Genomic DNA, 14260 nt, shown 5'->3' with positions numbered 1-14260 from the left:
CCCATAAAGCCGAAAGGAAGGAAAACATGGCAGAAAAAAAAGATTCTATTCGTATTGGTGTGATTGGAACAGGACGGATCGGGTACGTCCACGCAAAAAACCTGGTCCAGCGTGTCCAGGGAGTCGAAGTGGTGTGTGTAGCAGACCCCTACGTGGATCGCGCCACAGAATGGCTCGATGAGCTGGGTATCACCGAGCGCTACACCGACCCCGCAAAGGTTCTGAACCACGACAAGGTGGACGCAGTATACATCTGCTCCAGCACCGACACCCACGCCGATTTTCTGGTGGATGCTGCAAAAGCAGGAAAGCACATCTTCTGCGAGAAACCGATCGACCTGGACGTGGAAAAGGTCAAGAACGCTCTGGAAGTTGCCAAGAACGCGGGCGTGACCCTTCAGATCGGCTTTAACCGCCGCTTTGATCACAACTTTGCAGCGGTGAAACAGGCCATTCTCGACAACAAAGTGGGTGATCTCCATATGATCAAGGTAACCAGCCGTGATCCCGAGCCCCCCCCGGCGGAGTACGTGAAGGTTTCGGGCGGCATCTTCCTGGACATGATGATCCACGATCTGGACATGGTTCGGTTTCTCTCGGGTTCCGAGGTAAAGGCCGTTTCCGCCGCCGGTGCTGTGCTGGTTGATCCCGAAATCGGGAAGGCCGGTGATATCGATACCGCCGTGGTGACCCTCTGGCTCGAGAACGGAGCGATCGCCGTGATCGACATCAGCCGGAAAGCTGTCTACGGCTACGATCAGCGGGTTGAGGTCTTTGGATCTGCCGGGATGGCCCGCACCGAAAACGACCTTCCTGCCACCATCGAGATCACCGGTGTCGAGGGAAGCCGCAAGGAGAAACCCCTCTGGTTCTTCCTGGAGCGGTACAACGAATCCTTCCTGATCGAGTCCGAGGCCTTTGTGAAGGCTCTGCGCGAAGGAACCACTCCGCCCGTGGTCGGTATCGACGGCCTGGAGCCGATGTACCTGGCCATGGCCGCCAAGAAGTCCCTGGAAGAGAAGCGGGTGGTGGAGATCTCCGAGGTCCGCTAACTCCCGGCGCAGATCTGCCGGACCAAACCCGGCAGGGAGGCAGGATCGGGATATCCCGGTCCTGCCGGCCTGTTCCGGCTCCCTGTGCCCGGAGTGGTGCCCGGCCCCTGGCCCGGACATGCCTCCGGAAGCAGGCCAGGGGTTGACTGGTGCCGGTTATATGGTAATATCAGACTATCTGATATTACCATAGCGCCTGTGTGGGCGCGTAACCACCAGCAAGGAGCAAAGACCATGGCAATCATTCAAAGCGGAGCCCGGTTATCTGCGGGCATGAATCACATAATTGCAGAAGACGGACCCTATCAGGATATGCTGATGGACTTCGCCATCCTGCGGCTCTCTCCCGGAGAAGTCTGGACAAACAGCGACCCCCGGGAACGGGCCTTTCTGCTCATGACAGGCACCGTAACCTTCGCCTGGAGCGAGGGCGGGGCGGCCCGGTCAAGCCAGTGTACGCGCCGGAGTCTCCTCGACGAAGACCCCTCGGCGCTTCATCTCTGCGCCGGTGCCGAAGCAACCCTTACAGCGGGACCCGAGGGCGTCGAGATCGCCCTGCAGTCCGTGGGCAATACAAAGGCCTTTGCTCCCCGCCTTTGGCAACCCGGGGAATACCGCTCGGACCGTTTCGGCGAGGGAACGCTCCAGGATACCAGTACCCGCACGGTTCGCACCATCTTCGATGCGGCCACGGCCCCCGAGAGCGGCATGGTTCTGGGAGAGGTGATCAACTATCCCGGAAAATGGTCCAGCTATCCCCCCCATGTCCATGCCCAGCCCGAGGTATACCACTACCGGTTTTTTCCCACCCAGGGGTTTGGTTTTTCCCAAGTGGGCGACGAGGTGTATCGCGTTACCAACGGTGACACCGTCACGATCGACTCCAACGTTCCTCATCCGCAGACGGCGGCACCGGGCTACGCCATGTACTACATCTGGATGATCCCCCATCTGCCCCAGGACCGGTTTGGGCCGGATTCCCGGATCTTTCAGGAAGAGCACACCTGGGTGATGAATGGAGATGCCCCGATCTGGCCCGATGCCTCCCTTGAAGAGGTGATGGATCACCAGGGATCGTGATCAGTCGGGAGAAGGAACCGGTGCAGAAGAAGGACCGGCAGAGGTTCCGCACAGAAGTGATGCGGCACATACGGGTGACGTGGTACACACGGACAATAACACCCTATTTCAACGATACCCCAAGGAGAAGCCGATGAAAACGGTTCGCATGACCATGGCCCAGGCGCTTTTGCGCTTTCTGGATAACCAGTATCTGGAAGCTGACGGGCAGGAGTACAAGTTTGTCGAGGGAATTTTCGGAATTTTCGGGCACGGAAACGTGGTCGGATTAGGCGAAGCCATCGTGGAAACCGAGCACAATCTGGTTTTCCGCCAGGGAAAGAACGAGCAGGCCATGGCCCACGCGGCGATCGGCTTTGCCAAGCAGCAGAACCGGCGGCAAATCTATGCAGTAACCAGTTCGGTAGGTCCGGGAGCGCTCAACATGGTAACCGCCGCCGCTACGGCCACGGTAAACCGCATTCCCGTGCTCTTTTTGCCGGGCGACACCTACGCGTGCCGCCAGCCCGATCCTGTTCTTCAGCAGGTAGAGAACGAGTTCGACCTGAACGTTACCGCCAACGACGCCTTCAAACCGGTGAGCAAGTTCTGGGACCGCGTATCGCGTCCCGAGCAGCTCATGAGTTCTCTCATTCACGCCATGCGGGTTCTCACAGACCCTGCCCAGACCGGCGCTGTCACCATCGGAATCCCCCAGGACACCCAGGCTGAAAGCTACGATTATCCCGAGAGCTTTTTCCGCAAGCGGGTGCATCGGGTGAACCGGCCGCAGCTCCCGGAAAACGCTCTGGAACGACTGACCGATCTTGTTGCAGGCAGCAAGAAACCCCTCATGATCTGCGGTGGCGGGGTTCGCTACTCCGAGGCCCGCGAGGCCTTCGGGAAGATCGCTGAAGAGTTTGGCCTTCCCTTCGGGGAAACCCAGGCAGGAAAGGGTACCCTCGCCTGGGATCACGCCTGGAACCTTGGCGGTATCGGTGTAACGGGAGGCGAGGCGGCAAACGTGATCGCCCGCGATGCCGATCTGCTCATCGCCGTCGGAACCCGCCTGGGGGACTTCACCACGGCCAGCAAGATCGCTTTTCAGAACCCGGACCTCAAAGTGGCAGCGATCAATATCAACTCCTTCGATTCCTTCAAGATGGACGCCGAGTCCTTCGTGGGCGATGCCCGGGAGGTGCTGAACCAGGTTGCACAGAAGCTTCGCGATCGTCGATACCGCAGCGCCTACACCACCGAGGTCAGCCAGGCCCGGGAGGCCTGGACCACGGAAGTGGACCGCCTCTACAGCGAGGAAGATCCCCAGGGGCTCAGTCAGACCAGAGTTCTGGGCGAACTCAACGAGAAGCTCCTGGATCCCTCGGACGTGGTGGTGAGTGCCTCGGGAAGCCTTCCTGGAGATATGCAGCGGGTCTGGCGATGCCGTCACCGGGATACCTATCACATGGAATACGGCTTCAGCTGCATGGGCTACGAGATCAACGCAGCCTACGGTGCGCAGCTGGCGCTCCCGAACCAGAGGGTGTACTCCCTGGTAGGAGATGGAGGGTTTGTCATGCTCCACAGCGAGCTTCTCTCGGCTGTGCAGGAGCAGGTCCCCTTTACGGTGGTGCTCTTTGATAACCACGGATTCCAGGTAATCGACAACCTGCAGACCAATCAGGGAATTTCCAGCTATGCCAACGAGTGGCGCAAGCGGCAGGGGCCGGAGGGAAAGCTCCTGGGTGACTACCTGGAGGTGGACTACGCCAAAATTGCCGAGGGATATGGCGTTACAGCCTATCGCGTAAGCACCCTGGAGGAGCTCCGCCAGGCCGTGACTGAATCAAAAAAGGTGAACGGTCCCGTTCTGATCGATGTGAAAGTCACGGAGAAGTCCATGACTCACGGGTACGAGAGCTGGTGGCGTGTCGGGGTTCCGGAAGTTTCAGCGAGTCCCACCGTTCAGGCTGCGCACAAGGATCTGAAGGATCACCTGAAGCAGGTTCGACTCTTCTAGATTCCTGCCCCCCGGGTGTATCCCGGGGCCATGGGAATGCAGCGCTCCGCCTCTCTCGGGCCGGGGCGCTGTTTTTTTTGGCCGCCTGGACAGAGCTGCCTGGACAGAGCCGCCTGGACAGGGACACCTGGCCCGAGCCTCCTGGACAGATTGCCGGAGAGGTCAGTCGGGGCTTTATGTTGCCAGAGCCGTTGGTTCCAGGGACGCTGCCTCGGGTGCAGTTACCTCGGGTGCAGTCGCCTCGGGAAGCGCCCGGTCTGCGGAACCTCCCGGGGCAGTCGAAGGAAGGTGCAGGAGTTTTCTGATTCTTCTGAAGTGGCGGCCATGGCGGCGGAGGGCTATTGCCGGAGCTTCCAGGCGAAGGGTTCGCACGATATCGGCATGATCCAGGGCAACCTCGTGAAGATCCTGCATCTTGATGTAGGAGGTCCGGATCTCCTCGCTCATGAAGGCGTGGAGACTTGCATAGAGGGCACAGAAGAGCCTGTTTCCGCCGGCCTCCACAATCAGCTCGTGGAACCGGTAGTCGGCCTCCACCATGCGGCTGATCTCGTGGTGTTCTGCGGCCTCTTCCATGATGAGGATCTGCTGATCCAGCATCTCCAGGGTTTTTAGCGCCCCTGGATCGGCCTTGGTCAGGGATTCGCCCAAGCGGCTGAAGCAGATGTTTTCTATCACCTCGCGCAGTTCCAGAACATCGCGAAGATCGTCCTCTCCCAGGAGCAACGCCCAGGTTATTGCCTCGGACGAGACGTGGGCTCGCCCCCGGACATAGGTCCCCTTGGCGGTGCGGGATTCCAGGACCCCCAGGTGCTGGAATACCTTGATCGCCTCCCGGATTGAAGACCGGCCCACCCCGAACATCTGGGCAAGATCCTTCTCTGTGGGAATGCGGGTGCCGGGCCGATAATGTCCGGAGGCGATCAGGTCTTTGAGCCGAGCCATGACTTGCGCAACTACTGTTCGTTGCGCGATGGGGGTTTCTTCTTCAAGATAATGGTTCATAGGGCCTCCGCGCGTAAGTATATTATAATCAGACTATCTGAACATATTATTGTACAGCAGGGTTTGGACATTTGTCATTCTAAATTTTACGTCTTTTCATGGAGCCCGGTTCCTGCCGCTGTCTCCCTGTTTTTTTCGTGATCCTTTTTGACCTTGAGGATGCAGTAATTCCAGTTCATGATCTCCGGTTCAAGTTTGCCCAGAGATTCTTCAAAGCACCGATCGTGTTTTTTTGGAGGGTGATCCTGGATACTGCGGGGCACGATCACGTACTCGTAATCGCTGATCTTCCCGTAGGGCTCCACCCCGGGCATGGGATGGTCCTGAAACTCGTGTTTGGTGAGCACCAGGATTTTGCATCCCTCAAAATCGTTAAGAATGGCCCGCTTGATCCGCTGCTCCTGACGGGATTCGATAAACAGATCCTCTCCCCAGACCTGGGAGGTGCCTTGCACGATAAAATCAAAGCTCTTCCTGGTGAAAGATTTCTCGGGGTCCCCCAGAATTGTGCGGGTTACCGGATCAAGAACGCCACCTGCGGTTACCACTGAAAGTTTTCGGTGATCCACGTGCTGCCCCAGGAGCATGGGCAAAATCCCTGCATTATGGGTGTGCAGCGAGAAGGTCCGGTCGGTGCTGTGCTGATGGTCGATGAAGATACTTGCCAGATGATACACCGTGCTCCCGGCCCCGAGAAGCACCGAGATATCACGGGAGGAGGCCCCTGTGGAGGTATCCTGCGGAGCAGGGATTGTCGAGAGGATTTTGTCGTAAGCCCCCCGGGCGGCTTTGATCTTCTGAGGGACGTAGAGGTGTTGCTTTTGAATGAACTCCAGCATCTCCCGGTGGAGGGAAACCCGGAAGGTATTCACATCGCGGCGGGCCTTCTTTTCAAAAAGCCGAGCTCCGATCTCGTCCTCGTAGCGTCGCAGTTGCGTATATACCCACTGATTACTGCTGTACTCAACCCCGAACCGGTCTTTCAGATGGGTGCAGAGATCCTCCACGGGAATGGCGATATCCCAGATCGATTCAGCATCGCTGGATTCAAAGATCTCCGAGAAGTGGTAGAGGACACCCATAACCAGCTCTTTACGCTTCAGGCGTTGGGGTTTCTTTTCAGCGTGATGTCGCATATGTAGAGATTGAAGCACGATACGAAGGATTACGCAAGAAAATAGTCATTAAGCTAATATACGTTTAATAGTTATATCGCTAAATCAGGCTATTAAGAATCAGGAAGTATTTTCTGGGGTTCTTGACTATGTCATGGTAGGATTTTCCTACAATATGGAACAATCCATGAGGAGGTATCTGTGATGAAACGGATGTGTTTGGTGCTGGTTGTGCTGATGCTTTGTGCAGCAACGGTTTTTGCCGGCGGAAAGAGGGAAGAAGGGGTTACCACCCTGACTATTGCCGGTCGTGACGGGGCCTTTGGAACGGCCATGGAGCTTGCTACGCAGGAGTATACCCGCCAGAACCCGAATGTGCGCTTTGAAATTCTCAAGCTCTCCGGGGCGGAGCTCATGGAGCAAACTGTTATCGAGCTTCGGGGTGGAACGGGTGCGTTCGACGTTCTTTTGGTGGATGACCCCTTCCTCCCCAGAATTCAGGAGGCAGGATGGCTTGTGAATCTGGACACCCTCTACCGGGAAAAGGGTCTGGAGATCGACCCCGATCTGGTGGAGAACATGGTGAACGTGGGACGCTATCCCCATCCCTCGGGTGATCTCTACGCCCTGCCTCACGTAGGAAACGTAGCTCTCTTTGCCTATCGTCACGATATTGCTGCACGCTATGGCTACAGCGCGATCGATACCTGGAGTGATGTTCTTGATATCGCGCAGCGTGTTGCCGCCGAGGGTGACGACACCGTGCCGGTGCTCTTTCGCGGTGTCCAGGGCAACCCCATCGTGACAGGGTTCTTGCCGCTCTTCTGGGCCTTTGGTGCCGATATTCTGGTCGATGGAAAGCCTGCCTTTGACACGCCGGAAGCGCTGGCAGCGGTGGAGTTCTTTCTGGAGCTGGCCGAGTACGCTCCCGCCGGAGTTACCGCCTACCAGTCCACCCAGGTGCGTGATGCGCTTATGTCCGGTGCCGGTGCCATGGCTATCGAGGTCTGGCCGGGCTGGATCGGAGATCTGGAAAACCCCGAGCAGTCGAACGTGGTGGGACAAGTCTCGATCGCAGCTCATCCGGGTCAGGTCAAGGGCTCTTCGTCCATGATCGGTGCCTGGATGGTGGGCATCCCCCGGGATTCCCGGAACATCGATGCTGCCTTTGATTTTATCCAGTATCTCACCAGTGCGCCCGTGCAGGAAATGATGGCTGATGAGACAGGGATTCCTCCCACACGTCATAGTGTGCATCATATTTCCCGACTCCAGGAAAAATATCCCTGGTATCCGGCTCAGCTGGCGGGACAGATCTCAGGATCCGTACGTCCCAGAACCGACTACTGGCCCCAGATAGAGACCACCTTCGGTGATTATCTCCAGCGTGCGCTGGTGGGCGAGGTTTCTGCCGAAGAGGCTCTGCAGCAGATCCAGCGGCGGGTAACGGAGATTCTGCGGTAACGTTTTCATACCTGACCCCGGAGCGTCTCCTTTCTCGGGAAAGGATCTCCGGGGTCTCTCCCCTCTTCGGGGGAGCCCGACCGGGTCCTTCATAGAGGATTCCCGGGGCGTCCAAAGGAACTTCCAAAGGAATAGACAGACCATGAGAAACACAGATCGGTTGGCCCACAACGCTTTTTTCTACGCAATTTTTGCGCCGGCGTTGATCATCATTCTTTTTTTGACAACCTACCCAATCGGGACAATTCTGCGCGATTCTTTCTACGAGTATGATTTTATCACGGGATCGCGACTGTTTATCGGATTTGAAAATTACAGCCGGATAATCGGCGAGGAACTCTTTCAGCGATCCTTCCAGAATACGGTGCTTTTCACCTTTGGGGCCAGTTTTCTGGAAGTTTTTCTGGGAGTGCTTATTGCGTTTTTGCTCTACCGGGATTTCCGGGGAAAACGGGCAGCTTCGCTGGTGATCATCTTCCCCATGATCATCTCCACCATGGTGATCTGCGCTATCTGGCAGATCTTTTATCACTACGAGATAGGGCTCTTTAACTATCTTTTGGGGATTCTGGGGGTTGCCCCCGTGGGATGGCTCACGGACAGACAGATGGCCCTCTTTTCCATCATTCTGGTGGACATCTGGCAATGGACCCCTTTTGCCTTCCTGATCATCCAGGCTGGCATGAGCTCCATTCCCAGGGAGCTCTTCGAGGCGGCTCGGATAGACGGAGCCCGGTCCTCCCAGATCGCTTTCAAGGTAACGCTGCCCATTCTTTCGGGACAGATCCTGCTGGTGCTCATGCTCAGAACCCTGGACACCTTCCGGCTCTTTGACAAGGTCTACGCATTAACCGGCGGAGGGCCCGCCAACGCGACCCAGACCCTCTCCTTCTTTATCTACCGCGAGGGCTTCTCCTTTTTCAACTTTGGGCGGGCCAGCGCAGCGTCGGTGATCACGCTCTTCTTTGTTTCCTTTCTTGCCCTCTTTTATGTCCGAAAACTGCTCCGGGAGGATGACTGAGATGTACCGATTTCGTTTCTACCTGCAAAGAGCGCTCTTCTGGATCACTCTGGTGGCCTTTCTGGCAGTCATTGTTGCCCCAATCTACTGGATGGTGAACACCTCCCTGAAGACCCCTCGGGAGGTGATCAGCCCCATTCCCACGTTTTTCCCCCAAACACCGACCCTGCAGAATTACGGAAACGTCTTTTCTGCCGGGATCTGGCGGAACTTCTACAACACCGTGGTTGTGGCAGTCTCTTCAACCGCTTCGTCGATCGTCCTGGCCTTTCTCGCTTCCTACGCCCTGGTGCGGTTCAGGTTTCCCCTGAAGATCAACCGGCTCTTCCTGATCTGGGTCCTGGTGGTTCGAATATTGCCTCCCATCGTTCTGGCGGTTCCGCTCTTTACCGTTTTTAACCAGGTGCGGTTGATCAACACCCTGGCGGGGCTGATCATTGCCTTCCAGATCTATACGCTTCCCTACTCCATATGGATTATCTACGGCTTTCTGAAGTCCCTGCCCCTGGAGTTCGAGGAAGCGGCGATGATCGATGGAGCTTCTCCGGGGAGGGTTCTGGTCTCTATTGTGGCTCCCCTGGTGAGAACCGGTGTGATTGCCACGTCGATTTTCAGTCTTATTCTCGCCTGGAACGAGTTTCTCTTTGCCCTGCTCTTTGTACGCACGCCCCGGCTTCTCACTCTGCCGGTGGTGATCTCGCGGTATATCGGGGAGTACTCAACCCAGTGGGGTGAACTCATGGCGATTGGTTTGATGGCGTCGCTGCCGATTCTTGTTTTTTCGAACCTGGTGTACCGGCAGCTAACCCAGGGTTTCTCCATGAGCTTGAAGTGAGGTCAGTCTCTATGAAATATTCGCAGCGGGTACTGGTTACAGCCCACACAGGGTGCGAGAACACCAGGGCAAACACGGCGGAGTCCTTTCTTGCCGGAATAGAAGCGGGGGCTGACCTGATAGAAGTGGACATCAGGAGCAGTCGCGACGGGATACCCGTGCTCCATCACGATGAAGAGCTGACCAACTCCCGGGGCGATCGGCGTTCCATTGCCGATTGCACCTACGAAGAGGCCCGGGCCTTCATGGCTGATGAGCCAGAGTTGCTTCCTTCTCTGGAAGAGATCTTTTCTCTGGCAAAGGGTAAGTCCTGTCTTGTCAATCTTGATCTGAAAGACCCCGGAAGCCTTGGCTATATTCGGAGGCTCCTCTCGTCGTGGAGCCTGGAGGATGGTGTGGTCTTTACGGGGTGCAACGCCGAGTGGGCAAGGATGATCACCGGGGAGTTCCCCCGGTTGCAGGTGATGCTCAACGCCTCGGAGCTCCAGGACATTCCCCTAGCCATGGAGGATTACGAGGCCTACGCTCGATTAACCTGCCGGAGCGCCCGCGAAGCAGGATGCTGCGGGATCAATCTTCACCACCGCCTGTGCCAGCCCTTTCTGGTGGACTACGCCCACCGGCGGTTTCTCCCGGTTTCTGTCTGGACAGTGAACGACAAGGAAACCATGGAGGATTTAATCGGCCAGGGGGTTTCCTCGATCACCACCATGGAGCCCCGGAAGCTCATGGGGCTTCAGGGACTCCTGCCGGAACAGGAGGGGTGCGCTTCTGCCGCTATACGTTCAGTTTGAGCAGCTTCCGGGTGCGCTCGAAATGCTCCCGGTGGCGCAGGCAGGATTGCTCGGGAGATCGCTTCTGGATGACCTCCACGATCTCGGCGTGATCCCGGGCTGCCTCGGAAAGTTCTGACATCTCGGTATAGGACGAACGGATCTCCTCACTCAGAAAGGCGTGGAGACTGGAGTAGAGCGCCCGGAAGAGCTGGTTTCCGCCTGCCCGGACAATGTGGCCGTGAAAACGGTAGTCGGCCTCCACCAGATCCTGTACCTGGTTGGTGGCCGCCGCCTGTTCCATCACGGAGACTTGCTCCTGGAGTGCTTTCAGCACCTGTCGGGCTGAATCGGAACCGCTGGCAAGCTCCTGGGTGAGGCGGGCAAAGCAGACGCTTTCGATCGCTTCGCGCAGTTCCATCACGTCCTGAAGGTCATCATCCCCCAGGAGCAGAGCCCAGGCGATCGCTTCGGATGAGATGTTTGCCCGTTCCCGGAGAAATGTCCCTTTTGCTGCCCGGGACTCCACAACACCAAGATGCTGAAAAACCTTAATGGCCTCACGAACAGAAGATCGCCCCACACCGAGCATCTCGGAGAGTTCTTTTTCCGTGGGGAGGCGGTCGCCGGGGCGGTATTTTCCCGAGGCGATAACTTCTTTGAGGTGAGCCATAACCTGGGCAACAACGGTTTGTTGCGAAATATGCGCGTTCTCGGTCGATGAGTACAAATCCATCGGATCCCCCAAAATATCAATGTAAGCGATTAACCGCCGGCAGGAATACAAAACACCTAATCGCGATAAAACTTTATCATACAATTCTGACCGTGACCACCGCAGATCGCCTGGAGCGAGGCCATGGTCAAGGCCATGGTCAGGGCCAAAAAAAACCCTACCCTGCTGCACGGCAGGGTAGGGATCAGGAGGTTCCCGCAGAGCCCTGCCGAAAAGGCCCTGCGGGAAATACTGCACAATCTATCGGCCCAGCGTTGCCCAATGGTTCCCGAAAATTTTCTCCTCGTCGGGGAGAACAGCGGGAATGGGCTTGGACACCCAGGTGACATTCCGGAAATGCCAGTAGGCGATATTTTCCGTGGTCATGTTGCCGCCCCAGGTTCCGCACCCCAGGGTAAGAGAGAAGGGCATGCCGTTATCGTAGTTTCCGCTGTTGGCGGCGCTCTGGGCCTGGCGAACCATGATACGACTTACCGGTGCCTGGAGGCCCAGCTCCATGATGCGGTCATCCCGGGTGGTATGAATACCGCAGGAGTGACCGTAGCCGGAGAAAGCCGTGATATCTTGAACGAACTGAATCGCCTGGGGAAACCCGCTGTATTTCCAGAGGGTCATCACCACCGAGAGCTTCTCCCCGGCGAAGAGTTCCTGGGGTTCTACCTTCCCGGCCTCCACCATAATGAACCGGGTTGACTCGGGAACGGAGAACCCGGCGAGACTCGCGATTTTTCCGGCGCTTTGGGCGACAACGGCCCTGTTCAGGGTGTGGCCGTCGGGCCACATGGCAGCTTTCAGCTTGGCCTTCTCCTCGGCGTTGCAAAGGTATCCACCCTGCTGCTTCAGCTCTTCCACCATGGCGCTGTAGATCGAGGACTCGATCACCAGGGAGTTCTCGGCGGAGCAACTCGTGGCGTTATCAAAGGTCTTGCCCAGGGCAATCTTTTTTGCAGCGTCTTTTCTGTCGGCTGTCTCGTCAACGATCACCACGGCGTTTCCTGCGCCCACGCCGTAGGCGGGGGTTCCGCTGGAGTAGGCGGCTTTCACCATGCCGGGGCCGCCCGTGGCAACCACCAGATCAACCACTTCCATCAGCTCCTGAGTGAGATCCACCGTGGGCTCCTCGATCCACTGAACCAGATCTTCGGGGCCTCCAGCCTTCCGGATTCCGTCGCGCAGCTTCTGTGCCGCCAGGCCGGAGCATCCCTTACCCTTGGGGTGGGGAGCAAAGATAACGGCGTTGCGGTTTTTCAGGATCGCCAAACCGTTTCCTCCCACCGAGGAGGTGGGGTTGGTCACAGGGATCAACGCTCCCACCACACCCACGGGTTTGATGATCTTGATCAGACCTTTTTCGGGATCTTCCTCAAGAACGCCCACGGACTTTACCCCGTGAAGATCCCGCAGGGTTCCCAGAATTTTTTTCTGGTGCTTCAGGAGCTTGTCTTCATAGACTCCCAGGCCGGTTTCCTCGTGGGCAAGGCGGGCACAGGCCTCGGCGCTCTCGGTTTTGTAGATCTCCCAGCCGGCCGCCGCCACCAGGGCGTCGATCTCTTCCTGGGAGTAGTGTTCTATCTGCTTTTGTGCTGCCCGCGCACGGGCCAGTTTTTCCTGTACTATGCTCATGATTCTGTCCTTTTCCTCGTATTCTCTTGGGCTCTTCCCGGCTTTGTATTTGTCAGGTTATTTGTCAGGGTTCGGGATCATCAGATCCCGGATGATCTGACACAGCTCGGCATATCCGCCAATGAACTGTCGCAGGGTGCGAACGTTTGCCCCGTAGGTGTCAAACTCGGCAGGGGTCATCCCGTCGGGTTCGTAGGCGCGGCGGAAATCTTCAATCTTTGAGGAAAGTTCCTTGATGATCGCCGGATCCACGGGTTTGCTCATGCGCTCTTCCACGGTCACGTCGGAGCCGTTAAAGCGTTTGGCCCACTTGCAGGGAATGGTAAGAACCACGTCGCCTCCGATGAACTGGGACCAGTGGTAGTGGTTTCGGTAGGCAGCCGCCAGAAGTCGGGTGGTGTAGCCCTTTTCCTGGTAGATCCGGTAGGCGTTCTTGAAGACCGCGACACCGGCCCATTCCAGGTAATCGGGGTTCACGATGATGTTTTCCCTGTTGGTGACAACCTTCATCCAGTCGTCGGTGCGCCCCACCATGATGGTACAAACGGGAGCCATTTTGGAGTTGTCCAGTCCCTCGGCTTCGCGGCGTTTCAGGCCCCGCTCAACCGCTTCGGCCACGGCAAGAGCCTGGGGAACGGTGAAAGAGACCGTGGCGTTCACGCTTATCCCGTGATAGGTGACCTCTTCAATCGCTTTTACACCGGCCTCGGTGACGGGCATCTTCACGTTCAGATTCGGGATAACCTGGGCAAAATGAAGGGACTGCTTCACCATCGCTTCGGCGTCCCGATAGAACTTGGCGTTGGTCTGCATGGAGAGGCGGCCTTTTTTTCCACCGGTCTTCTCGAAGACAGGTTCAAGCAATTTGGCCGCCTTTATGGCCATTTCATCGATCAGTTTCCAGGCTATATCGTCCTCGGTGGCGGTGGGGAGTTCCCCGATGATCTCGCGGATGCGGCCTTCCCAGTCGGAAAAGCTCTTTTTGAGGACGTCCACCACAATGACAGGGTTTGTGGTGGCCCCCACCGCGCCGTGCTGTATCCCGTACTCCAATTCGTCCGTGGCGCTTGAATCGTTCCAGTAGTCTGTAGGGGTTGTCTGGCTCATTTCGTGCAGGGGGCTTTGATAGGCACTCATCGTTTCATCCTCCGTGATTTTTCATCTTCGGGCAGCCAGGGTGTTGAGCCGCTGCCTCGTATTCAATAGCCAGAGGCGTTGTGCATGCAACCGGACCTCTGGTTATCCGTCATTTGGTTTGTCTGATAAACGGATTATATATCATATTTCCCCGTTGTCAATCCCGAAATTTCAAGGTCCGGTCCTGAAGGCCTCATAAAGAGGGGCTTCGGGGAAGGAGGACGGCAAATCAGATGTTGATTGTCTGATAATCTTGACATATGAACAAAGAGGGCGTAGCGTAGAGAAACAAGGAGTGAAGACAGTGGGAAACCGAGAAGCGATTCAGCATATGAAGACGATCCGGGAGCAGGTCCGCCTTGGCGGCGGGGAAGCGCGGATAGAACAGCAGCACCAGAAGGGGAAGCACACCGCGCGGGA

At 57.0% G+C, this 14260-nt stretch carries 12 protein-coding genes; 7 read left to right on the top strand and 5 right to left on the bottom strand.

The genetic code is table 11. The annotated features are described in order from the left end of the window. Window positions 1–26 precede the first annotated feature (26 nt). From iolG to iolD, 3 genes are all read left to right on the top strand, one after another. A complete protein-coding gene (iolG, locus tag BW950_RS05530; protein WP_076488305.1) occupies window positions 27–1052 on the top strand; it encodes an inositol 2-dehydrogenase in 1026 nt (341 codons plus the stop codon). A gap of 234 nt (window positions 1053–1286) precedes the next feature. Then, window positions 1287–2132: a 5-deoxy-glucuronate isomerase gene (locus BW950_RS05525; protein WP_234969030.1), complete on the top strand. Its 846-nt coding sequence runs from the start codon at window positions 1287–1289 to the stop codon at window positions 2130–2132. Between the two features lie 133 nt (window positions 2133–2265). Further along, window positions 2266–4131, top strand: a complete 1866-nt coding sequence (gene iolD, locus BW950_RS05520) for a 3D-(3,5/4)-trihydroxycyclohexane-1,2-dione acylhydrolase (decyclizing) (RefSeq protein ID WP_076488304.1) — start codon at window positions 2266–2268, stop codon at window positions 4129–4131. A 174-nt stretch (window positions 4132–4305) separates the two neighbouring features. Here iolD and BW950_RS05515 read toward each other — a convergent pair whose 3' ends face one another. Then, window positions 4306–5136, bottom strand: coding sequence for a FadR/GntR family transcriptional regulator (locus tag BW950_RS05515; protein WP_234969029.1), 831 nt, complete (start codon window positions 5134–5136; stop codon window positions 4306–4308). Between the two features lie 86 nt (window positions 5137–5222). After that, window positions 5223–6218 carry a sugar phosphate isomerase family gene (locus BW950_RS05510; protein WP_076488303.1) on the bottom strand — a complete coding sequence of 332 codons (996 nt, stop codon included), beginning with the start codon at window positions 6216–6218 and terminating at the stop codon, window positions 5223–5225. Between the two features lie 237 nt (window positions 6219–6455). Between BW950_RS05510 and BW950_RS05505 the strand changes: the two genes are divergently transcribed. From BW950_RS05505 to BW950_RS05490, 4 genes are all read left to right on the top strand, one after another. After that, complete coding sequence (locus BW950_RS05505) at window positions 6456–7715, top strand: extracellular solute-binding protein (protein ID WP_076488302.1); 1260 nt, start codon at window positions 6456–6458, stop codon at window positions 7713–7715. Window positions 7716–7857: 142 nt separating this feature from the next. Next, window positions 7858–8736: a carbohydrate ABC transporter permease gene (locus tag BW950_RS05500; protein WP_076488301.1), complete on the top strand. Its 879-nt coding sequence runs from the start codon at window positions 7858–7860 to the stop codon at window positions 8734–8736. Continuing rightward, window positions 8729–9571, top strand: a complete 843-nt coding sequence (locus BW950_RS05495; protein WP_234969028.1) for a carbohydrate ABC transporter permease — start codon at window positions 8729–8731, stop codon at window positions 9569–9571. The genes BW950_RS05500 and BW950_RS05495 overlap by 8 nt, the downstream gene beginning before the upstream one ends. A gap of 11 nt (window positions 9572–9582) precedes the next feature. After that, window positions 9583–10365, top strand: coding sequence for a glycerophosphodiester phosphodiesterase (locus BW950_RS05490; RefSeq protein WP_076488299.1), 783 nt, complete (start codon window positions 9583–9585; stop codon window positions 10363–10365). Here the strand turns inward: BW950_RS05490 and BW950_RS05485 are convergent. From BW950_RS05485 to BW950_RS05470, 3 genes are all read right to left on the bottom strand, one after another. Continuing rightward, window positions 10349–11080 carry a FadR/GntR family transcriptional regulator gene (locus BW950_RS05485; protein ID WP_076488298.1) on the bottom strand — a complete coding sequence of 244 codons (732 nt, stop codon included), beginning with the start codon at window positions 11078–11080 and terminating at the stop codon, window positions 10349–10351. The two genes, BW950_RS05490 and BW950_RS05485, sit on opposite strands and share 17 nt — an antisense overlap. Before the next feature lie 240 nt (window positions 11081–11320). Further along, window positions 11321–12703, bottom strand: coding sequence for an aldehyde dehydrogenase family protein (locus tag BW950_RS05475; protein ID WP_076488296.1), 1383 nt, complete (start codon window positions 12701–12703; stop codon window positions 11321–11323). 57 nt (window positions 12704–12760) lie between these two features. Then, window positions 12761–13840: a transaldolase family protein gene (locus BW950_RS05470; protein ID WP_076488295.1), complete on the bottom strand. Its 1080-nt coding sequence runs from the start codon at window positions 13838–13840 to the stop codon at window positions 12761–12763. Window positions 13841–14260 lie beyond the last annotated feature (420 nt).

It is taken from the genome of Alkalispirochaeta americana (assembly GCF_900156105.1).
In the GTDB taxonomy this organism is placed as follows: Bacteria; Spirochaetota; Spirochaetia; order DSM-27196; family Alkalispirochaetaceae; genus Alkalispirochaeta; species Alkalispirochaeta americana.
Note: the sequence above shows the minus strand (reverse complement) of the source record. Positions and strands in the feature narration are given on the sequence as shown.